19 protein-coding genes and 4 tRNA genes are annotated in these 21,451 nt (G+C 58.7%); 12 read left to right on the top strand and 11 right to left on the bottom strand.

The genetic code is table 11. The annotated features are described in order from the left end of the window. Window positions 1–205 precede the first annotated feature (205 nt). Window positions 206–2,665, top strand: coding sequence for an EAL domain-containing protein (locus IB245_RS14040; protein WP_192227881.1), 2,460 nt, complete (start codon window positions 206–208; stop codon window positions 2,663–2,665). Between the two features lie 78 nt (window positions 2,666–2,743). Beyond that, the gene (locus IB245_RS14035; RefSeq protein WP_225609890.1) at window positions 2,744–3,505 is read left to right on the top strand and encodes a TenA family transcriptional regulator; all 762 of its coding nucleotides are present in this window, start codon (window positions 2,744–2,746) and stop codon (window positions 3,503–3,505) included. 78 nt (window positions 3,506–3,583) lie between these two features. On the opposite strand, the gene sugE is transcribed toward IB245_RS14035, so the two are convergent. The 3 genes from sugE to rdgC all read right to left on the bottom strand — a co-directional run bounded on the left by sugE (window position 3,584) and on the right by rdgC (window position 6,049). Further along, on the bottom strand, window positions 3,584–3,898 hold the full coding sequence (sugE, locus tag IB245_RS14030) for a quaternary ammonium compound efflux SMR transporter SugE (protein ID WP_008035664.1): 315 nt from the start codon (window positions 3,896–3,898) through the stop codon (window positions 3,584–3,586). A 119-nt stretch (window positions 3,899–4,017) separates the two neighbouring features. Next, window positions 4,018–4,983, bottom strand: coding sequence for a bile acid:sodium symporter family protein (locus IB245_RS14025; protein ID WP_008035661.1), 966 nt, complete (start codon window positions 4,981–4,983; stop codon window positions 4,018–4,020). Between the two features lie 145 nt (window positions 4,984–5,128). Beyond that, window positions 5,129–6,049, bottom strand: coding sequence for a recombination-associated protein RdgC (gene rdgC, locus IB245_RS14020; RefSeq protein ID WP_008035659.1), 921 nt, complete (start codon window positions 6,047–6,049; stop codon window positions 5,129–5,131). Window positions 6,050–6,209: 160 nt separating this feature from the next. Between rdgC and IB245_RS14015 the strand changes: the two genes are divergently transcribed. The 4 genes from IB245_RS14015 to IB245_RS14000 all read left to right on the top strand — a co-directional run bounded on the left by IB245_RS14015 (window position 6,210) and on the right by IB245_RS14000 (window position 6,741). Further along, window positions 6,210–6,285, top strand: a tRNA-Val gene (locus IB245_RS14015). Between the two features lie 19 nt (window positions 6,286–6,304). Next, a tRNA-Asp gene (locus IB245_RS14010) sits at window positions 6,305–6,381 on the top strand. A 188-nt stretch (window positions 6,382–6,569) separates the two neighbouring features. Beyond that, window positions 6,570–6,645 (top strand) — tRNA-Val (locus IB245_RS14005). Window positions 6,646–6,664: 19 nt separating this feature from the next. Further along, window positions 6,665–6,741: transfer RNA gene (locus IB245_RS14000), tRNA-Asp, on the top strand. A gap of 143 nt (window positions 6,742–6,884) precedes the next feature. On the opposite strand, the gene IB245_RS13995 is transcribed toward IB245_RS14000, so the two are convergent. Together IB245_RS13995 and IB245_RS13990 are read right to left on the bottom strand one after the other, a co-directional pair. Next, window positions 6,885–8,054 carry a catalase family protein gene (locus tag IB245_RS13995; RefSeq protein WP_192227879.1) on the bottom strand — a complete coding sequence of 390 codons (1,170 nt, stop codon included), beginning with the start codon at window positions 8,052–8,054 and terminating at the stop codon, window positions 6,885–6,887. Next, window positions 8,051–9,859 (bottom strand): di-heme-cytochrome C peroxidase, encoded by a 1,809-nt coding sequence (locus tag IB245_RS13990; RefSeq protein ID WP_008030403.1) that lies wholly within the window; start codon window positions 9,857–9,859, stop codon window positions 8,051–8,053. Before IB245_RS13990 ends, IB245_RS13995 begins: the two co-directional genes overlap by 4 nt. A gap of 269 nt (window positions 9,860–10,128) precedes the next feature. Between IB245_RS13990 and IB245_RS13985 the strand changes: the two genes are divergently transcribed. The 5 genes from IB245_RS13985 to IB245_RS13965 all read left to right on the top strand — a co-directional run bounded on the left by IB245_RS13985 (window position 10,129) and on the right by IB245_RS13965 (window position 12,828). Beyond that, complete coding sequence (locus IB245_RS13985; RefSeq protein ID WP_008040911.1) at window positions 10,129–10,845, top strand: FKBP-type peptidyl-prolyl cis-trans isomerase; 717 nt, start codon at window positions 10,129–10,131, stop codon at window positions 10,843–10,845. A gap of 293 nt (window positions 10,846–11,138) precedes the next feature. Next, on the top strand, window positions 11,139–11,594 hold the full coding sequence (locus IB245_RS13980; RefSeq protein ID WP_192227878.1) for a YkvA family protein: 456 nt from the start codon (window positions 11,139–11,141) through the stop codon (window positions 11,592–11,594). A gap of 113 nt (window positions 11,595–11,707) precedes the next feature. Beyond that, complete coding sequence (locus IB245_RS13975; protein ID WP_192227877.1) at window positions 11,708–12,049, top strand: helix-turn-helix domain-containing protein; 342 nt, start codon at window positions 11,708–11,710, stop codon at window positions 12,047–12,049. Continuing rightward, complete coding sequence (locus IB245_RS13970) at window positions 12,046–12,417, top strand: hypothetical protein (RefSeq protein ID WP_003223109.1); 372 nt, start codon at window positions 12,046–12,048, stop codon at window positions 12,415–12,417. Before IB245_RS13975 ends, IB245_RS13970 begins: the two co-directional genes overlap by 4 nt. Further along, window positions 12,418–12,828 carry a sel1 repeat family protein gene (locus tag IB245_RS13965; RefSeq protein ID WP_192227876.1) on the top strand — a complete coding sequence of 137 codons (411 nt, stop codon included), beginning with the start codon at window positions 12,418–12,420 and terminating at the stop codon, window positions 12,826–12,828. It abuts the gene before it with no gap. Between the two features lie 109 nt (window positions 12,829–12,937). Here the strand turns inward: IB245_RS13965 and IB245_RS13960 are convergent, their stop codons facing one another. Together IB245_RS13960 and IB245_RS13955 are read right to left on the bottom strand one after the other, a co-directional pair. Further along, entirely contained in the window at window positions 12,938–14,728 is a 1,791-nt protein-coding gene (locus IB245_RS13960) for a bifunctional diguanylate cyclase/phosphodiesterase (RefSeq protein ID WP_192227875.1), read from the bottom strand. 132 nt (window positions 14,729–14,860) lie between these two features. Beyond that, entirely contained in the window at window positions 14,861–16,942 is a 2,082-nt protein-coding gene (locus IB245_RS13955) for a carboxy terminal-processing peptidase (protein WP_192227967.1), read from the bottom strand. A 138-nt stretch (window positions 16,943–17,080) separates the two neighbouring features. On the opposite strand from IB245_RS13955, the gene IB245_RS13950 reads away from it, so the two are divergent. Beyond that, window positions 17,081–18,043: a zinc-binding dehydrogenase gene (locus tag IB245_RS13950; protein WP_192227874.1), complete on the top strand. Its 963-nt coding sequence runs from the start codon at window positions 17,081–17,083 to the stop codon at window positions 18,041–18,043. A gap of 110 nt (window positions 18,044–18,153) precedes the next feature. Here IB245_RS13950 and IB245_RS13945 read toward each other — a convergent pair whose 3' ends face one another. Genes IB245_RS13945 through IB245_RS13930 form a run of 4 tightly spaced genes read right to left on the bottom strand, consistent with a single transcriptional unit; the run spans window position 18,154 to window position 21,451 of the window. Beyond that, window positions 18,154–18,807: an HAD family hydrolase gene (locus IB245_RS13945; protein WP_008040903.1), complete on the bottom strand. Its 654-nt coding sequence runs from the start codon at window positions 18,805–18,807 to the stop codon at window positions 18,154–18,156. A 34-nt stretch (window positions 18,808–18,841) separates the two neighbouring features. Then, the gene (locus IB245_RS13940; RefSeq protein ID WP_008040902.1) at window positions 18,842–19,831 is read right to left on the bottom strand and encodes an ABC transporter ATP-binding protein; all 990 of its coding nucleotides are present in this window, start codon (window positions 19,829–19,831) and stop codon (window positions 18,842–18,844) included. Continuing rightward, entirely contained in the window at window positions 19,828–20,628 is an 801-nt protein-coding gene (locus IB245_RS13935; RefSeq protein ID WP_192227873.1) for an ABC transporter permease, read from the bottom strand. Before IB245_RS13935 ends, IB245_RS13940 begins: the two co-directional genes overlap by 4 nt. Next, window positions 20,615–21,451 carry an ABC transporter permease gene (locus tag IB245_RS13930; protein WP_162130714.1) on the bottom strand — a complete coding sequence of 279 codons (837 nt, stop codon included), beginning with the start codon at window positions 21,449–21,451 and terminating at the stop codon, window positions 20,615–20,617. The genes IB245_RS13935 and IB245_RS13930 overlap by 14 nt, the downstream gene beginning before the upstream one ends.

Below are 21,451 nucleotides of genomic sequence, written 5' to 3'. Positions count from 1 at the left end.
GGAGAGAGCGGTACATAGTTAGGTGATGGCGGCTTTTCTCCAGGAACTGTGTCGCGAGGTGTGTCCGCCTCTCACTGAAAACCGTTATTTACCGGCACTTGCCCATAGAAAGGGCTTCTCGCTTGCCGGGATCGAGAACGCACCCTAGTCTAGCTGTAGCGATCACGTTGGATGATGATCTGGCAGTGCTAAAACAAGGGACCTCATGAATCAAACGCGGACTCTCGGAACGCCACGGTTGCTGGGCATTGTCTGGCCATTTATCGCTGTCGTGCTATTTCAGGCGCTGTTGGGCGGTTTCAGCCTGTATGTTCTGTCGGCGGTGCGCGGCTATGTTGCCGGCGAAAGTCTCTGGTCCAAGGGCCAGAAAGACGCCATCTATTACCTGAATCTCTACGCGGACAGTCGCGACGAGACGATATTCCTCAAATACCAGAACGCCATCGCCGTGCCTCAAGGGGGCCACGAGTTACGTGTGGCGCTGGACCATCAGCCGCCGAACATCGAAGCGGCACGCCAGGCGATCCTCAAGGGGGGCAACCATCCGGATGACGTCTCCAGCCTGATCTGGCTGTACCTCAATTTCCGTCACTTCTCTTACCTTGAGAAAGCCATCGACCTCTGGACGGTAGGGGATGCGTATCTGCTGCGCCTGGGTGATGTTGCTCGGGAAATGCATCAGCGCATCACCTCCCGTCAGGCCACCAATGGCGATATCCAGCGCTGGAAAGATCAGATTTTTGCGATCAACGATGAAGTGACGCCGGCGGCGAAGGCCTTCAGCGATGCCCTGGGTGAAGGCTCGCGGGTGATTCTGCGCCTGCTGCTGTTGACGAACCTCGCCACCGCCCTGGGCTTGATTGTCCTGGCCCTGATGCGCACGCACAAATTGCTCAAGCAGCGCCATGCGTTCGCCGACGCCTTGCAGTTGGAGAAGGAGCGCGCGCAGATCACCCTGCAATCGATTGGCGATGCCGTGATCACCACCAATGTCGACGGCGCGATTGCCTACATGAACCCGGCTGCCGAGGCGTTGACGCACTGGAAGGCCGAGCAGGCGACAGGCTTGCCCCTGGCCGCGCTGTTCAATCTGCTGGACGAGAATGCCCAGGCCGACGGCTTTACGCTGATCGAGCACATCCTGAGCGGTCAGCTCAGCGGTGGCAGCGAGCATTCCAAATTGATTCAACGGCTGGATGGCAGCACTGTTTCGGTCACGCTGGTCGGTGCGCCGATCCGCAATGCCGGCAAGGTCAGCGGCACCGTGCTGGTGTTGCACGACATGACCCAGGAGCGGCAATACATTGCCAATTTGTCCTGGCAGGCGACCCATGACGCCCTGACCGGGCTGGCCAATCGCCGCGAATTCGAATATCGCCTGGAACAGGTGCTGCACAACCTGACGCGACATCCGGGGCGTCATGCCTTGATGTTCCTCGATCTGGACCAGTTCAAGCTGGTCAACGACACGTGCGGCCACGCGGCGGGGGACGAGTTGTTGCGGCACATCTGCGCGTTGCTGCAATCGGGCTTGCGCGAAGGCGATACCCTGGCCCGCCTGGGCGGCGACGAATTCGGCATCCTGCTGGAGAGTTGCGCACCGGAAGCCGCGGAGAAAATCGCCGAGGGCCTGCGCCAGACCGTGCAGAACCTGCACTTCGTCTGGAAAGGCCGGCCGTTCGTGACCACCGTGAGCATCGGCCTGGTACACATCAATCAGCACCCGACCACCCTCGAAACATCGCTGCGCGCCGCCGATATGGCCTGTTACATGGCCAAGGAAAAGGGCCGCAACCGGGTTCAGGTCTATCACGCCGATGACTCGGAACTGTCCCTGCGCTTTGGCGAAATGGCTTGGGTGCAGCGCTTGCACATGGCGCTGGAAGAGGACCGCTTTTGTCTGTATGCCCAGGAAATCGCAGCCCTGGGTCATGTCGAAACAGGCGGCGGGCATATCGAAATCCTGTTGCGCCTGCATGACGAAGCCGGACGCATGATATTGCCCGACAGTTTTATTCCGGCGGCGGAACGTTATGGACTGATGACTTCGCTTGATCGTTGGGTTGTACAGAATGTTTTCAAGATCATTGCCCAATGTATATCGGAGAAACACAAAGGGCCGTTGGCGATGTGTGCGATTAATCTGTCAGGCACAACTATAGGAGATGAGGCGTTCCTGGACTTCCTGCGTCAACAGTTCATTACTTATTCCATACCGCCTGAAATGATTTGTTTTGAAATTACTGAAACCAGTGCTATTTCCAATCTTGGAAGTGCAATTAGATTTATTAATGAACTCAAAGGCTTAGGTTGCCACTTTTCGTTGGATGACTTTTGCGCCGGTATGTCCTCATTCGCCTACTTGAAACATTTGCCTGTAGACTTCCTGAAGATCGACGGGAGTTTCGTAAAGGATATGCTGGACGACCCGATTAACCGCGCCATGGTCGAAGTGATCAATCACATCGGCCATGTAATGGGTAAGCGTACGATTGCCGAGTTTGTTGAAACACCCCAGATTGAACAGGCATTGCTGGAAATCGGGGTGGATTACGCTCAAGGGTATGTGATTGAGCGCCCGCATTTGTTTACCTGCGATAGTTTACAAAGTCGTCCTGCCAGGCCTCAGCCGTTGTTGTTCAAGGCGCCTGGCACGTTCCGTTGAAATCTCTTGCTGATCCTTACAATCACAATCAAAAGGAACCCGACAGTGATCGATACATTCAACAGAACCGGACCCCTCATGGAAGCTGCAAGTTATCCCGCCTGGGCTCAGCAACTGATCCAGGACTGCAGCGAGAGTAAACGCCGGGTTGTCGAACACGAATTGTACAGGCGCATGCGAGATAACAAACTCAGCGCAAAGACCATGCGCAACTACCTTATTGGTGGTTGGCCCGTGGTTGAGCAATTCGCGTTATATATGGCACAGAACCTCACCAAGACCCGTTTTGCCCGCCATCCCGGCGAGGACATGGCGCGACGATGGTTGATGCGCAACATTCGTGTGGAATTGAACCATGCCGATTACTGGGTGCACTGGAGCCGTGCTCACGGTGTCAGCCTGGAAGAACTGCAGGCGCAAAAGGTGGCCCCTGAACTTCACGCCTTGAGTCATTGGTGCTGGCACACCAGTTCGGCGGACTCGTTGATCGTCGCCATTGCCGCCACCAACTACGCCATTGAAGGCGCGACCGGCGAGTGGTCGGCGCTGGTCTGTTCCAATGGCGTCTACGCGGCATCGTTCCCCGAAGAGGATCGCAAGCGAGCGATGAAGTGGCTGAAGATGCATGCCCAGTACGATGACGCCCATCCGTGGGAAGCGCTGGAAATCATCTGCACGCTGGCGGGGCTGAACCCGAGCAAGTCACTGCAGGCCCAATTGCGCGAGGCCGTGTGCAAAAGCTACGACTACATGTACTTGTTCCTGGAGCGGTGCATCCAGCTTGAGCATTCGGAAAGGGCTCCGGTCGCGCGTGGGCGCATGGCATTGGCCGAAAGCTGATCGGTTGGACTCACCATTGAAAAAGCCCGCGCCTTCTATCGATAGAGGGGCGGGCTTTGTCGTATTGGCCGCAAGCCGTCAGGCGCTGACTTTCAGTCCGATCAGCCCGGCAATGATCAAGGTCACGCTGGCCAGCCTGAACAGCGCCATCGATTCACCAAACAGGATGATCCCGGCGATGACCGTGCCGACGGCACCCACGCCGGTCCAGATCGCATAGGCAGTGCCCAGGGGCAATTCCTTCATCGCCAGCCCAAGCAGGCCAAGGCTGATGGCCATCGCGGCAATCGTCAACGCAGTAGGGAGGGGGCGGCTGAAACCGTCGGTGTATTTCAGGCCGACAGCCCAGCCCACTTCGAACAGGCCGGCGAAAAACAGAATGATCCAGGACATGAGAGACCTCCATCGATTGACGGGGTCGTCCCCAGATTAATAACTCGATCGAGCCGCGAGGTCGTCCTCGCGTTGCGCAGTATGGTGCCCATCATTAACCCGGGGATCAAGTTTTCCGCTTACTCAGTCACTTGCCGAGCCGCGGTTTCCCGATCTTCTTTCTCGCTCATCCGGCGGAAATACGTCGAGAGCAGCGCCCCGGAAATGTTGTGCCACACACTGAACAACGCGCTCGGCACCGCCGCCAGCGGCGAGAAGTGTGCACTGGCCAGCGCGGCGCCCAAACCGGAGTTTTGCATGCCGACCTCCAGCGCCAGGGATTTACGCTGGGCCAGTGGCAACTTGAACAGCCGTCCGGTGAAGTACCCCAGCAGATAGCCGAAGCTGTTGTGCAGCATCACCACGGCCATGATCAGCAGGCCGGACTCGGCGATCTTCGCCTGGCTGGCCGCGACGACAGCCGTGACGATGATCACGATGCTGACAACGGAAACCAGCGGCAATACGTCCACCGCGTGGCGAACCCGATCCCCGAGCACGCGCTGAGCGACCACGCCGAGCACGATCGGCAGCAGCACCACTTGCAGGATCGACCAGAACAACTCCATGAAGGACACCGGCAACCAGGCCGAGGCGAGCAGCCAGATCAGCGCGGGCGTCAGCAGTGGAGCGAGGAGGGTGGTGACGGCGGCGATGGCCACCGACAGCGCCAGGTCGCCACGGGCCAGCCAGGTCATGACGTTTGATGAGGTGCCGCTTGGGCAGCAACCGACCAGGATGACACCCACGGCGATTTCCGGCGGCAGATGGAACACCTGGCAGAGCAACCACGCCACACCGGGCATGATCACGAAATGTGCAACCACGCCCAGCGCCACACGCCACGGATGGCGAGCGACTTCGGCGAAGTCTTCGAGCTTGAGGGTCAGGCCCATGCCGAACATCACCAGGCCCAGGAGCGGCACGATCGCGCCTTTCAGGCCGAGGAACCATGCCGGTTGCAGGAAAGCCACGACGGCGAAAATCAGAACCCAGTAAGCGAAGGTGTTGCCGACAAAGCGACTCAATGCAGCCAGTGCACGCATGGCCTGATCCTTATTTTAAGTAGCACTGCAAAACAAATGTGGGAGCGGGCTTGCTCGCGAAAGCGGTGTTTCAACCAACACATGTGTTGGATGTAAAACCGCTTTCGCGAGCAAGCCCGCTCCCACAGTGGAAAATCACCAGGCTTTAGATTCCCTGCGGCGTCTCTTCACCGCCCAACGCTTCAACCAGCGCCGGGAGGAAGTCGCCGAACGTCAGCATCATCAGGGTGAAACTGGCGTCCAACTGGCCGAGGGCTTCTTCGCCGCCGTCCTGTTCCGCCTGATCCTGCAGCAGGTCTTCGAACTTCAGGCGCTTGACCACCATCTTGTCGTCGAGGACGAAGGATAGTTTGTCCTGCCAGGCCAGCGACAGCTGAGTGACCACTTTGCCGGTGCTCAGGTGCAACTGGATTTCTTCGCTGGTCAGGTCTTGACGCTTGCAGCGCACGATGCCGCCGTCTTCGTGGGTGTCGCGCAGCTCGCACTCGTCCAGCACAAAGAAGTCATCCGCGGCTTTCTGGGTGGTGACCCATTCAGTCATGGTGGCGGTCGGGGACATTTTCACGGTCAGCGGACGTACCGGCAGGGTGCCGATGACTTCACGCAGGGTCGACAGCAGGTCTTCGGCACGTTTCGGGCTGGCCGAGTTGACCAGAATCAGGCCTTGCTTCGGTGCAATGGCCGCGAAGGTCGACGAACGACGGATAAAGGCACGCGGCAGGAAGGCCTGGATGATTTCATCCTTGATCTGATCGCGTTCCTTTTTGTAGACCTTGCGCATTTGTTCGGCTTCGATCTCTTCGACCTTTTCCTTAACGGCGTCACGCACGACGCTGCCCGGCAGGATGCGTTCTTCCTTACGGGCGGAGATCAGCAGGAAGTCGCCGCTGACGTGCACCAGTGGTGCATCTTCGCCCTTGCCGAAAGGCGCGACGAAACCGTAGGTGGTCAACTCCTGGCTTGCACATGAACGCGCCAGTTTGGTGGCCAGTGCAGTTTCCAACGCCTCGGCATCAAAAGGCAGATCTTGGGTCAGGCGATAGATAAGCAGGTTTTTGAACCACATGGGGCGAGTCTCTCCTTTATACAAAGTGGGGCATTATTCTCTTCGTGGCGCCATAGGCCAACCCTTCTCTAAGCCTTTGGAAGGCCTGAAAAAATTATTTAAAAAAGTGCTTGCCAGAGGTGAGGTCGCTCCGTAGAATGCGCGCCACACCGAAAGTGAAGGGTGATTAGCTCAGCTGGGAGAGCGTCTGCCTTACAAGCAGAATGTCGGCGGTTCGATCCCGTCATCACCCACCATTCGCTTCAAGTGTTACGCGCAGCGGTAGTTCAGTCGGTTAGAATACCGGCCTGTCACGCCGGGGGTCGCGGGTTCGAGTCCCGTCCGCTGCGCCATATTCGGTAACCTGGAACGCTGAACGCCAGGTCACCACGGAAAAGCCCGCTAACGCGGGTTTTTTTCTGCCTGAAGTTCCTGCTGGATGCGTCGTTTCACCGGTTTTCAGATTTTTTTGAATTATTTATCAATTAAATCAACATGTTATGAAAATCTGTGGCACAATGCGCCCCGCAACGAAGGTAAAGGGTGATTAGCTCAGCTGGGAGAGCGTCTGCCTTACAAGCAGAATGTCGGCGGTTCGATCCCGTCATCACCCACCATTTACTTTCAACGCTACGCGCAGCGGTAGTTCAGTCGGTTAGAATACCGGCCTGTCACGCCGGGGGTCGCGGGTTCGAGTCCCGTCCGCTGCGCCATATTCGGTAACCTGGAACACTGAACGCCAGGTCACCACAGAAAAAGCCCGCTTTAAGCGGGCTTTTTGCTGTCTGGGGTTTGGCTTTATGCCGACTTCCATTAAAAAAGCGACCTTCGGGTCGCTTTTTTCGTTTGTGCCTGCTTACTGCTCGGCGTTTCGGCTGTGTCGGTAATCGCTGACCGCCTCGTAGACAGCTTTGCGCAAGCGGTTGATGCCGCCAATCGGACGATGGGCCTCAACACCAAACCATGGATTGAACGACTGGTTGTCGCATTGCAGGTTCAATGCTGGCGTGTCGAAGTCCTGCGCGGGCACGTTGATCCGCGCCACCGTCTGGAAAGGCGCGTCACTTTCCTTCCATTCAACGCTGGTGTCCTCGATCGGCATGTACTTGCCTGCATCCTGCCGCTGGATCTGCAGGACAAAACAGGCAGGCACCCGATCGGTCGACAGTTGCTGGTTCAGCGCATTGCGCAGAAAGTTCGGCAACTTCTGGTTTTGTGCGGGCAGGGCATAGGTCGGGCAGTTCGTTGGGTCGGGCATGACCCGAAACTTGGCATTGGCCTCGCCGAATTTGTAGGGCGAAACCGAAAAGTATGTCGTCTGAGTCGGGCTCGGTGGTGGCGGAGAAAGCGTCGCCAAGGCAATAAACAGATGACGAATCTGCCAGGTGCGCGGGTCCCAGCCCGGAAAGAACGCCATCACCTTCTTGCCGTCCGCCTGGGCGGCGACATTCTGACGATATTCGGCGACATCGCTGACAAAGAAGTTCGGATGGCTGAACATCACAAAGTCCTGTTCGCCGCGCCGCTGTTGATCGCTGAGCAGTTGCTTGCCTGGCACATCGAGCAGTTTGATCGCCATGCCCCGCGCATCGCGGATGCTGTCGAATTGCGGGTAGGCATTGCCGTTGGACAGGCGCATCGTCGCTTGCCAGGTCTTGCCCGGCTCACTGAACACACCTTGACGCAACTCTGTCGCCAGATCCGGCAACACCTGCACCTCGGCCTTTACGCAGCCATGGGCCTTGGCATGGGCATCACGCAGATAGCGGGTGCTTTCACGGTGTTGATCGACAATCCGCACGGCGGTCTGGATCACGTCCTGGGTCATGGCGGCTTCGCCATCCGGAATCTGCTCCAGTGCCGAGACCGGTCCACGGTGCTGCCAGGCAAACCAGGCAGTGGCCAGCGCCCAGCCAAGCAAGCCGATGCCCAGCAAAACCAGCAGGGTTTTGCCGAGCAGGCGACCCAGCCACAACCAGAACCGGGCAAACATCGGCAAATCTTTCTTGAAGGTGGTCATGATCATGGCAATTGCGCCTCCAGCGGGCCGCCCAGCACTTTCAGGTACTCCAGCAGCGCAAAGCGTTCCTCGGGTTGCAGCAGTCGGCCAATCACCCCGTTGCCGCGTTTACCGGCGCGGAATTCATGGCCGCTGTTGTGGTTGCCGGTAATGCGCGTGTCGAACAGGAATGCATTGGTGAAGGCTTCGGTGCGATAGCCCAGGTGTTTCGGGTCGTACTCGAACGTGCCTTTATAGAAGGTGGCCGCGCGTTCGTCCTGAGGCGAGAGCAATTGGTAAATGCTCGGCACCGAGCCGTTGTGCAGAAACGGTGCGGTCGCCCAGACGCCTGACAGCGGCCGAGCCTTGTAGGCGACTTTTTCACGAACGCCGATCGGCAGGCCGAAGCCATCGAGCCGAGGCTTTTCTGCGGCTGTGACCTTGGCCTCTCGGTAAGCCCGGTCCTCGACGAACGCTGTGACGTAGGCCAGTCCCTTGGCCACCGAAAGCTGGCTCAGGTCCAGCGGCTCCTCGGGTGTCGGGTGCAGCTTCACGTCCATCTGTGCCAGTTCGGTCGGGTCCCATTGCAGCGCGGTCAGGTCGAAACGGTGGTTGGCGATGTTGCTCGCCGCTGTCGGATCAGTGCCGATGACGTCGACGGGCAGCATGTGCAACTGCTGCACCCAGCGCTCGCCTTCCTGGATCGTCCGCGGAACGTGGCAACCGGCGCAGTTCTCAGTGAACAGTGCGCGACCTTTGGCGGCCAAAGGCTTGTCGACAGCGCCCAGCAGCTCTTCCGGCCAGGCAGGCGGTTTGAGTCGTTGCAGGGTTTCTTCGATCAGGTGCAAATCGCGCACCCGCACGCTGGACGGATATCGGTAGTCGCCCTTGAGTGGCTGCCCGTTGCTGTCGAAGAAATTCAGCGTGGCGCCTACGCCCAACGCCTCGCCGATGTTGCGGGCCATCGGCTGCTGCGCCGAACCGTTCCACTGCACCCAGTCGAATGTCCACATGTCCCACAGTTGCGGGTAGTCGACCGGCGCATTGGCCACCCGGTAGTTGGCCGGTGAGATCGCGTCGCCGAAACTGGCGTTGGCAATGCGCCCGAACGCGTCGGTGCGGCCAGGGCCTTCCTCGGTCGGGTAGAGCCCTCGATGGGTGTCGTTCCAGGCTACTTTCAAGAACGTATCGAGAGAGGTTTTGAAGTCTTTGCGCAGCTGTTGATGCCGGGCGTCGTATTCCTGGCCCAGCACGTTGCGAGCGAAACGTTCGAATTTCCACGGGTTGTAGTAAGTCGACGTCAGACTGGCGACCAGAGCTTGTCCGAAACTGCCACCGCGCAGTGTCGGAACGCTGGACGGCAAGACGTGTTGCGCCGAACCGCCATCGATGCGGATGGCCTGACCGTTGAAGCGCAATTCGCCGGTGTGGCAGGCGGCGCAGGTGATGTCCAGAAACTGTTCCTGGCTGCCGGGGTTTTGATGGCGGGCGAAACCCACGGGCAGGTTGCCGGGGTTGTTCGGCGTGGCTTTCTGGCCGGGATCGACCAGGAAACCGAAGCGCGCAAGGTACTCCGGACTGGCGAATCGCTGTTGCGAAAAGGGCAGCTCGAGCGCGTTGAACCACTCGTAGCGCAAGCCTTTGACCTGAGTGCCCTGGGGCGTGAAGTAGTAGGTCTGGCGGTCGGCCGCGCTCCACTGCTCCAGGTAATGCACTTGTTGTGCTGGCGACCAGTTCGGCAGTTTCGGGTTGGCGACGTAATACAGAATCACGGCGAGGGCGAGGCCCAGCAGTGCAACGATCAGAATCAGAAAGCGATAAAAGAGGCGCAAGTTAAACATCCTTGTCGAGTTGTCGCTCTCTTATGCCTCACCTGCAATCGTGGGGCAAGTGGCCATTACTTCAGTTGTTGTGGGACGAAGCAGTCGTCCCTGTGGGGCGAAGATGACAGAAGCTTCATCATCCGATTCCGGAAATGCGTTAAAACACCTGAACTTATCAGAAATTTCCTGCTCTCATGCCGGTAGCCATTGGTCGTGGCCGCCTGATAAGCTCGCGGCTTTACTCGATTGCCCTTTAGGCGCATGAACAAGGAAATAGCATGAAACAGCATCGGTTGGCGGCGGCGGTGGCCCTGGTTAGCCTGGTACTTGCGGGTTGCGACTCGCAGACCAGCGTAGAGCTGAAAACCCCGGCGCAAAAAGCTTCCTACGGGATTGGCCTGAACATGGGCAAGAGCCTGGCTCAGGAAGGCATGGATGATCTGGACTCCAAAGCCGTTGCCCAGGGCATTGAAGATGCCATCGGCAAGAAAGAACAGAAATTGAAGGATGACGAGTTGGTCGAAGCCTTCGCAGCACTGCAGAAGCGTGCTGAAGAACGTATGGCCAAAATGAGTGAAGAGTCGGCAGCCGCCGGCAAGAAATTCCTCGAAGACAACGCCAAGAAAGCCGGTGTCACCACCACGGCTTCGGGCCTGCAGTACGAAGTGGTCAAGAAAGCTGATGGCGCACAGCCTAAGCCGACCGACGTGGTGACTGTTCACTACACCGGCACCCTGACCAACGGCACCGTGTTCGACAGCTCCGTCGAGCGTGGCAGCCCGATCGATCTGCCGGTCAGCGGCGTGATTCCGGGTTGGGTCGAAGGCCTGCAGCTGATGCACGTTGGCGAGAAGTACAAACTGTTCATCCCTAGCGAGCTGGCTTACGGCGCCCAAAGCCCAAGCCCGGCGATTCCAGCCAACTCGGTGCTGGTATTCGACCTGGAACTGCTGGCGATCAAGGATCCGGCAAAACAAGACGACGCTGCCAAGTAATTAGCGTTTGTCCTGACAACAACGCCTCGCTTATGCGGGGCGTTGTTGCATCTGGCGTCCGGCAAGGGTAAACAAAGCGAACGGATGTTTCAGGCTGGAGTCATAGCCATTGAGAGCGCCTGCGCTAGCCGCGGCGGAGCGCCAAGTCAATGAAATCTTGGGTTTTTTTATGTGAGTAAAAAACGCCCGATCTGAGTTGAGCCCTTATGAAACGGGGCTTTCAGCCGTGAAATGCAGCTCTGTTCACAAGGTTATCCACAATTTGTGTGGATAACATTTCAGCGGGAGGAATGATGAAAGCACCCTGGAATTTCGCTCGTTTCCTGCCACTGGCCGGACGTCTGCTCGCTCGTGGGCGTTTGCCGACGTTATTGTTCGCGGTAGCCAGCAAAGGTGCCAGCCAGGGCAACCGTTTGGGCAAGCTCAAAGACGACCTGCGTTTGTTGCAGGCGTTGTGCCTGGCTTACTGGCGAGGTGAATACCGGGCCATCAGCCCTAAAGCGCTGATCTCGGTGGTGGCAGGCTTGATGTATTTCCTGAGCCCGGTGGATGCGATTCCGGATTTCATTCCGGTGTTCGGCATGTTCGATGACATCGCCGTGCTCGCCTGGCTGATGAAGGTTCTCGACGACGAGCTCAACGCCTTCCGCGCCTGGCGCAATCGCCAGGTGCCAGAGAAACTCGCGGTGGTCGAGCGCTTGCCCGATACCCTGGAACAACTTCAACTGCAGGGCCCGAAAAAAACCTGAGTCGATTCAGGATCATCCCTATATTCATACCCCCGCGACCTTGGCCGCTGTTAGGATTACACTTCTAAGGAAAAGCGCCGACTCGCTAAGTGTCGTTGTCCTACGGGGAAGTCATGGATATTCAGATAATCACACGCGAAGGCGAGCCCGAGTATGCGGTTGTTCCGTGGGCTCAGTATCAGGCTCTACTCAAAGCAGCAGGCATCGATCAACAACCGGCGCGCGAGGCCCCTGTGCAGCGCGCGGCCACGCCAGACCAGATTCTTCCGGGTCTGGATCAACTACGCAGTTTGCGCGAAGGGAAGGGCATCGCCATTGAGGCGCTGGCCCGCACGGTAGGCATCAGCCCGTCCTATCTGGCCTTGATCGAAAGTGGCGAGCGTCAACCCGACGCTGCAATTCGCCGCAGCCTGGCCTGGGAATTGACGGTGCCAGGGTGGAGGGAAGAATCGTGAGCGTACGCATCAGTCGTCAACATTGGGACGGATTGCTGGGCGAGCTGGATCAGGCGCGCCGCCAGCGTCATTTGCTGACCTACCGCGCGTTGCTTGAGCGCCTGCAATTGCCGACGCCAGCCATGCAAACCTTGACCGCAGCCCTTGAACACCTGGCCGCACTGGACGCCAAGGCCGAGCAGCCGCTGCGCAGCTCGTTGGTAATCAGCCAGGGCGCCAGTCGCCTGCCGCGCACCGGTTTCTTCGAATGCGTCGAGCGCCTGGGACGTTTCTCCGGACCGTCCGATGGTGTCGCCGCCGCCTCGTGGCATGCCTCGGAAGTGGTGCGAGTGTTCGAATACGAGTACCCCGAATCGGCGGAAGCCTGAGTGTTTTTCAAGCTCAAGGCGCGGGCCGGTTACTGGCTGGCTCGCCGGTTGTTTCACTGGTCGTGGTTTGTGGGTCAGCCACGCGGCTGGAGTTGGCTTGAAGGCCAGCTTGCACGCATGGCGAACCTGGGCGATGTCGACGCTCAAAGCTTCTATGGCCACATTCTGGCCTTTCGCGGCGTGGGCCTTGGGGCTCGTGAGGAAGGTGTCCGCTTGCTGCGCCTGGCGGCGTTGGCGGGAGATGGCAAGGCGGCGTATCAGGTGGGGGTGATCAGTCTGGCCGGGACGGCGAGCAAGGCACCGGATCCGGATGAGGCTGCCCGGTTTTGGGCGATGGCTGCCAAGGCCGGACATCCGTTGGCTGAGATCAAATTGAAAGAGTTGGCTGCTCGCGGTCCTTTGGATAATTAGTGTCTGATCAGACGCCTTCGCGGGCAAGCCTCGCTCCTACGGGATGTGAACGTTAATAACGACACACATCCCGTAGGAGCGAGGCTTGCCCGCGAAGGCATCAGCCCAATCACCGCTGCCCAACCAGCAATTCATCCTCACGCTTGGGCACCGTCAGACTATCAATCACATGCACGCTATACCCCGGCACATTCTTCGCGTGGTGTTTAGCCTGCGACGCCATCTCCGCCAACTGGCTCGCATCGAGTTGTCCACAGGCCTGTGGATGCAAATGCACCACGCCGATCGACAGCGATAACAACGGAAATTCCTGGCGCACGCCCTGGCGATTCGGGGCGATGAAGCAGCCGGCTTCCAGGTGTTCGCTGCGGTAGAAGCGCCGGCATTGGCTCTGGAAATCATCGAGCAGCTGATTCAAACGTTTGCGCCAGTCTTCCGGCCCGAGCACCAGCAGGAAATCATCGCCGCCGATATGGCCAACAAAGTCGCGGGACGGGTCGACGCGATCATTCAGACATTGCGCCAGGCACAGCAGGACTTCGTCCCCGCGACCGTAGCCGTAGATGTCGTTGAAGGGTTTGAAACTGTCGATGTCCACGTAGCAGATCACTGATTCCCTTTGTTGTTGCAGCAGGCGCGTCAGGCATTGCTGGATTGGCACGTTGCCCGGCAGCAGGGTCAGCGGGTTGGCGTAACGGGCTTGCTGGATCTTCAGTTCAGTAATCAGCTTCAGTACGTCGATGACCCGACCCAGTCCCAGGTAGCCGCCGTTGAGGGTGATGATGAAGTCTTCCTCGATGCGCTGCCGGGCGCGGCTGGTGATCAGGCGGCTGACTTGTTGCAGCGACTGGCTCATCTCGACGGCGAGAAAGTCGTCGTTCATCAACCGGCTGATGGGCTTGCGGGCAAAGAGGTCGGTGGCAAAGGGTTTGAGCAGGGCGTCCGACAGCGAATGCCGATGGACGATGCCGCAGGGGTGGCCTTGCTCATCGAGCACCGCCAGTGAGTTCAGGTTGGCCTGGCGGCGGAAGGCTTCCAGCACCGTGGCAGTCGGCGTACCCCGCGCGACCGCTGGCTGATCGATCAAAAGAGCACTGAGGTCACTGCCTTCGTCGTTCAGTGCCACCGCAGAGCTGTCCTGTTTGGGCATCAGGTTTCGCGCTTCCCTTGGCGGGTGTTCTTGAGGGCGGCAGAGCAAATAACCCTGGACCAGATCGACGCCCATATCGGTCAACACCGCGAGCTCCTCCGGCAGCTCGATACCTTCAGCAATCACTTGTGCCCGAGAAGCCTTGGCGATTTGCATGATGGAGCCGACAAATTCACGCTTGAGCGCATCCTGATGGATGCCGTCGATGAAGTGCCGATCGATCTTCACATAGTCCGGCCGCAGCTCGGACCACAGTCGCAGGCTCGAATAACCGGCACCCAAATCATCCAGCGCAATGGAAAAGCCCATCGCCCGATAGTGATGCAGCGCGTTCTGCAGCAGCTGGAAATCGTCGGTCGGCGTCTGTTCCGTCAGTTCGATGACCACCTGGCTGGGCGGTATGCCGAAATCCTGCAGCAGTTGCAGGGTCCGACCCGGTTGGTGAGCCGCTTCGAGCAGCGATTCCGGCGACACGTTGAGAAAGAGTTTGCCCGGCAGTTGCTGCTCATTAAAGCGCCGGCAAGCGCTCTCGCGGCAGGCAATTTCCAGCTCGTTCAAACGACCGGCCTGGCGGGCGACGGCAAACAAGGCGATGGGCGAGTGCAGCGGGCTGTTGGAGGGGCCACGGCTGAGGGCTTCGTAACCGATGATCTGTCGTTCAGAGAGCGAAATGATTGGCTGGAACAGGCTGTGCAAACCGCTTTGAGTCAATATTGAACTCAACGCACTCAGCTGTTCGGTAGTGGTCATGGCGGTCTCTGGCGAAAAAAAAAGGACTGAGAGCCAAAGCTCTCAGTCCCGTATTTCACGACAGAATGATGACTGTTTGATGACGCTAAGGGGGCGTCAGCATTAAATTGCCATCATCGTGCTTGTAACAACTTAGTGTTTGGCAACCGCGGTGTTGAGTTTCAGGTAGTCCAGCAGAATCCGACCCGTTTCGCTCAGGTAGGCATCGTCTTCTGGTTTGACCTTGTCCGGCTCGGCCGCAGCGACATCTTCGTCTTCTTTCTTCAGCTCTTTGAGCGGCTCTTCGCCCTTGGCCTTGCGACGGATGTTTTCCATCGCAAGCTGCTTGGCTTCGATATCCGCGTGTTGGGCACGACGCTCGGCTTCATTGAGGCTGACGGTTTTTTCCGACATCAACTTCTGCGCCAGGGCCAGTTTGTCGCGGATGAACACGAACTCCGCGTCTTTGGCCGAACGTACGTCATGCTCGGATTTGAGCTGCGAAATGTATGGCTTGAACGGGTCGACCGCAGGCTTGATGGCCGCGCGGATGGTGTCCCACGGCATGGCTTCCGGCAGGGCGCTCTCGCCGATTTCCTTGGTGTCGATGATCGACGGGTAATCGATGTCCGGCAGTACGCCCTGATGCTGGGTGCTCTGGCCAGAAACCCGGTAGAACTTGGCCAGGGTCAGTTTCAGTTCGCCATGGTTCAGCGGCTGAATGGTCTGCACGGTGCCTTTGCCGAAGGTCTGGCCGCCAATGATCAGTGCGCGGTGGTAGTCCTGCATGGCGCCGGCGAAAATCTCCGAAGCCGAGGCGGACAGGCGGTTGACCAGCAACGCCATCGGGCCTTTGTAGAAGGCGCCCGGGTTTTCATCTTCGAGTACATCGACCCGGCCATCGGCGTTACGCACGAGCACGGTCGGGCCTTTGTCGATGAACAGGCTGGTCAGCTCGGTGGCTTCCTGCAAGGAGCCGCCGCCGTTGTTGCGCAGGTCGATGACCACGCCGTCGACTTTCTCTTTCTGCAACTCGGTCAGCAGTTTCTTGACGTCGCGAGTGGTGCTCTTGTAGTCCGGATCGCCGGCACGGAAAGCCTTGAAGTCGAGGTAGAAGGCCGGAATCTCGATGACGCCGAGTTTGTAGTCCTTGCCATCCTGCTTCAGGTTGAGGACCGACTTTTTCACCGCCTGGTCTTCAAGCTTCACCGCTTCGCGGGTGATCGGCACGATCTTGGAGGTCTGGTCGTTCGGCGCATTGCTGGCCGGGATGACTTCCAGGCGCACCACGGTACCTTTCGGACCACGGATCAGCTTGACCACTTCATCGAGGCGCCAGCCGACCACATCGACCATCTCTTTGTTGCCCTGGGCAACGCCGATGATCTTGTCGGCCGGTGCGACCTGCTTGGTCTTGTCGGCAGGGCCAGCCGGCACCAGACGCACGACTTTCACCTGGTCGTTGTCGCTCTGCAACACAGCGCCGATGCCTTCGAGGGACAGGCTCATGTTGATGTCGAAGTTCTCCGCGTTATCCGGCGACAGATAGTTGGTGTGCGGGTCGTAGGACATGGCGAAGGTGTTGATGTACGTCTGGAAGATGTCTTCCGGACGGGTCTGGTCCAGGCGCGAGAGCTGATTCTTGTAACGCTTGGTCAGCGTTTCCTGAATCTGCTTGGGCTCTTTGCCAGCAATCTTCATCCGCAGCACTTCGTCCTTGACGCGTTTGCGCCACAGGTCGTCGAGCTCTGCGGTGGATTTGAGCCAAGGCGCGTCCTTGCGATCGATCAGCAAGGTTTCCTTGGCGGTGAAGTCGATCTTGTCGACGCCCTTGTTCAGCTCCGCAAGGGCAAAGTCCAGACGCGCTTTTACGCGGTCCAGGTAGCGCTTGTAGATGGTGAACCCGGCGTTGAGGTCGCCGCTCTTGAGGAAGTCGTCGAACTGGGTTTTCCACTTGTCGAATTCGGCAATGTCGCTGGCCATGAAGTAGCTGCGCGACGGATCCAGCAGCTTGAGGTAGCTGTCGTAGATGATCACGGAGCGCGCGTCATCGAGCGGCGGCTTGCTGTAGTGGTGACGCTTGAGCAACTCGACGACATTCAGACTGGCGATCACTTCGTCACGATCTGGCTGAAGCTTGTCCCAGCTATTGGCTGCGAACGTATTGCTCGACATCGGCATCAGGCCGATACCAATAAATAGGGCGAGGGCGGTGCTGGGGAACAGATGCTTCATGCTGATTCGACGCGGGGACAATTGATAACGCATATTAGGCCGTCTTTGAAGTCGCCGGTACCACAAGGGCCGGTCGCATAATGCAAAAAGCCCGGCGCTACAGCTTCGGGCTCAGTCCAGACTCACTATGGAGGCACTGTGAAAGCATTGCAAGGCGTTGACGGTCAAGTGGAGTGGGTTGAAGAGCCCGGTCCTACATGCGATGTAGGGCAAGTTCGCATTCGCGTGGCGGCAGCGGGCCTCAATCGCGCCGATTTGTTACAGAAGGCGGGCCTTTATCCGCCACCGCCGGGGGCCAGTCAGGTACTGGGTCTTGAGTGTTCCGGGGTGATCAGTGAGGTCGGCCCGGGCTCGTCCTGGCAGGTCGGTGATCGGGTCTGCGCCTTGCTGGCCGGGGGCGGGATGGCCGAAGAGGTGGTTGTCGACGGACGGCATGTGCTGCCGGTCCCCGAAGGATTGTCCCTGGCCGAGGCGGCAGCGCTGCCCGAAGTCTATGCGACCGTCTGGCTGAATTTGTTTCAATTGGCTGCGCTCAAACCGGGTGAGAAAGTTCTTCTTCACGCCGGAGCAAGTGGAATCGGTTCAGCTGCCATTCAGCTGTGCAAGGCGTTTGGCAACCCGTGCTGGGTCAGCGTCGGTTCTGCCGAGCGTCTGGCCTATTGCGAAGCGCTGGGTGCACAGGGTGGCGTGGTGCGCACCGACGATCTGGACAGCTTGATCGACCTGGGGCCGTTCGATGTGATTCTTGATCCGGTCGGCGGCAACTACGCCGCGCTGAACCTCAAGCTGCTGGCTCTTGATGGCCGTTGGGTGTTGATTGGACTGATGGGCGGCCGTGAGGCAAAACTGGATCTGGCGCAGGTGCTGGCCAAACGCGTGCAGTTGCTGGGTTCGACCTTGCGCAGCCGTGACGATCAGTTCAAGGCGGATTTGTTCAGTGATTTACGCCAGCATGTCTGGCCGTTGTTTGCCGAAGGGCGATTGAGCCCGCAGTTGGCGAAGACCTTCCCGATCAAGGATGCCGAAGCGGCATTTGCCGAGTTGGCGACGAACAAGGTGGCGGGGAAGTTGGTGTTGGTGATCGACGAAAGCCTGACCTGACAACAACGAACCTGTAGGAGCGAGGCTTGCCCGCGAAGGCAGCGACGCGGTGTATCTGACAGACCGTGTCGCTGCCTTCGCGGGCAAGCCTTGCTCCTACAGGGGCTTGGTTATTTCCAGAGGTGGATCGGCCAGCCGGCTTTTTCGGCGTGCTCGAGCAATACCGGATCAGGGTTCACCACGTGTGGGAAATCTACCTTAAGCAACAGCGGCAAATCGTTACGTGAGTCGGAATAGAAACTCGCGCCCTCCAGGTTTTCCTCCTCCGCATCCAGCCATTCCAGTAAACGGGTGATCTTGCCTTCGCGGTAGGTCAGCGTACCGACGGTGTTGCCGCTATAGACCCCATGCAACACTTCCAGCTCGATGCCCAGAATCTCGTCGATGCCCAAACGGTCGGCAATCGGCCTGACCAGGTGCGTACCCGACGCCGAAATCACCAGTATCCGGTCACCGGCCTTGCGATGGGCGGCGATGGCTTTGGTTGCGTCGCTGAAGATGATCGGCTCGATGAAGTCTTCCACCCACGGCCCGACCAAGTGGTCGACCTCTTCGGGTGTGCGCCCGATCATCGGTTCGAGGCTGAAGGCCATGTACTCCTCCATGCGCAACTTGCCGTGGCTGTAAGCGTCCATCAGTTCGTTGTTCTGACGCATGAACGACTCGGGATCGACCCAGCCCAGCCGGCCCATCTGTTCGCTCCAGAGGGTGGCGCAGTCGCCGTGGATCAGGGTTTCGTCCAGATCAAAAATTGCCAGGGCCATCAGTGCAGTTCTCTCTTCAACATCAGCAAAGTCATCAGGCTACCTCACACAGGGCCGTCGGATCGATGGAAAGCGCCAGACGCTGACCATCGGGATGCAGATCGGCCGCCGAGCGGTTGAGCACATCCACCACCAATTCCACGCCCCGGGCCTCGATCCGGTAGCGAATCACGTTGCCCAGCAGGCTGTGGCTGCGCACTTGTGCGTCAAGTTCGCCGTTCAGGCTCAGTTCGATGGCTTCCGGGCGAATCGCGATGCGATGCGTAATCGGTCGTTGCAGCAATTTCGAAGCGTTGTCGGCGTCGAGCAGGTTGTAGTTGCCGATAAAGCCGGCAGCGAACACATCCACCGGCGCGGTGTAGAGGGTTTCGGCGTCGCCGCTCTGTACGATCTTTCCCTGATTCATCAGGAAAATTCGGTCAGACATGGTCAGCGCTTCTTCCTGATCGTGTGTGACGAAGATCGTGGTCAGGCCGAGCTCGCGCTGGATCTGACGGATCTGTTCGCGCAAATGCTTGCGAATCCGCGCATCAAGGGCCGACAGCGGTTCGTCCAGCAGCAACAGGCGTGGACGGGTCACCAATGAGCGGGCGAGGGCAACGCGCTGGCATTGACCGCCGGACAGTTGGTGCGGATAACGGGCGGCGAAATCGTTGAGTTCCACCAGTTTCAGCACTTCGGCAACGCGCTTTTGGCTGTCGTCGCTATTGACCTTCTGCATGCGCAAACCAAAGGCGACGTTTTGCTCCACGGTCATGTTCGGGAACAGCGCATAGCTTTGAAACACCATGCCGATCCCGCGTTTCTGCGGGCTCAGCGGCACGATGTCGACACCATCGAGCAAGATCTTGCCGCCATCCACCGAGGTCAGCCCGGCGATGCAGCGCAGCAGCGTGGATTTGCCGCAACCGGACGGGCCGAGCAGGGTGACGAATTCGCCCTTCTGGATTTCGCAGTTGATGTCGCTGAATATGTTGGTGCCCGCATAGTTTTTCTGCAGATGTTGGACGCTGACATAGCTCATTCGCTTTTGTCCTTGTTCAAGATATTGGCCGCCCAGGTCAGAACCAGTACGAAGAAGAAGTAGGAAATCACCAGCGCACTGGTGAAGTGGCCGCTGCTGTTACGCATGTTGTTGAGGTAGACCTGCAGGGTTTCGTAGCGGGTGCCGACGAGGATGTTGGCGAACACGAACTCACCGAACAGGAACGAGAACGACAGCAGCAACGCGACCATCAGACCTTTGCGCAGGTTCGGCAGCACCACCAGGAATGCCGCCTGAAAAGTGCTGGCACCAAGCAGTTGGGCGGAGTCCATCAGGTCGCGCAGGTTGATCGCTTGCAGGTTGTTGGTGATCGCGCGGTACATGAACGGCAGCGCCACGGTGAAGTAGCAGCCGATCAGAATCCATGGCGTGCCGACCATCGCGAACGGCCCCGAACCGTAAAGCTGCAACAGCCCCACCGACGACACCACCGGCGGCACTGCGAAGGGCAGCAGGATGAGGATGTTCATCAGCGCATCGAGTTTCGGGAAGTGGTAATGCACCACGAACAGCAGTGGCAGGATCAGTACCACCGACAGGATCAGCGCACCGACGCAGACCAGCAGCGATTGGCCAAAAGCACTCAGGAATCGCGGATCGCTCCACAGCTGCACATACCATTTGACGGTGAAGCCGCTGGGCAGAATGGTCGCCGACCAACTGCTGGCAATCGAGTAGATCAGCGTGCCAACCAGTGGCAGCAACAGAATGGCAAACAGCAGGTAAACCACGACGCGGTGATAGATACCGACGGGGCCCAATTCAGCGCGAGACATGGTAGCTCCTCTTCAACAGCAGCTGATGCACGATGGTGACCAGGGTCATCAACGCCACCAGCACAACGGCCAGCGCACTGGCGAGGTTCGGGTCCAGGGAAATGTCACCGGAGACCATCGCCGCAATGCGGATCGGCAGCACGTTGAAGTTGCCGGTGGTCAGTGCGTAAACCGTGGCGTAGGCGCCGAGGGCGTTGGCCAGCAGGATCACGAAGGTGCCGAGCAGTGCCGGCGTCAGCACCGGCAAACCGATGTGTCGCCAGAACTGCCAGCCGTTGGCACCCAGCAGCGCGGCAGATTCACGCCAGTCTTCGCGCAGGGCGTCGAAGGCCGGGTAGAGCAGCAGCACACCGAGGGGGATCTGGAAATACGTGTAGAGAATGATCAGCCCGGTTTTCGAGTACAGGTTGAAATCCTGAATGATCCCGGCCTGCTTGAGCATGATGGTGATGCTGCCGTTGAAACCCAGCAGGATGATGAACGCGAAGGCCAAAGGCACGCCGGCAAAGTTGCTGGTCATGTTGGCGAAGGCGTTGACGAAGTTACGCAGCTTCGAGTCGACACGACGCAGGGAGTAAGCGCCGAGCACTGCGATGATGATCCCGAACACGCTGGACCAGAAACTGATCTCGAGGCTGTACTGGATCGCCTGCAGATAGAACTTCGAATTGAAGATCTTGGTGAAATTGGCCAGGCCCCAGCCGAACTCTTCCGATTGCAGGCTGTTGATCATCACCCAGATGAGCGGGGCGATCTCGAACACTATAAAAAACAGTGCGAAGGGCACGAGGCACAAGGCCGCCAGCCATTTTCCGCGAGTCAT

This window comes from Pseudomonas sp. PDM02 (assembly GCF_014852285.1).
GTDB lineage: Bacteria > Pseudomonadota > Gammaproteobacteria > Pseudomonadales > Pseudomonadaceae > Aquipseudomonas > Aquipseudomonas migulae.
The sequence above is the reverse complement of the archived record's forward strand: the minus strand, read 5'-3'. Positions and strand labels throughout refer to the sequence as shown.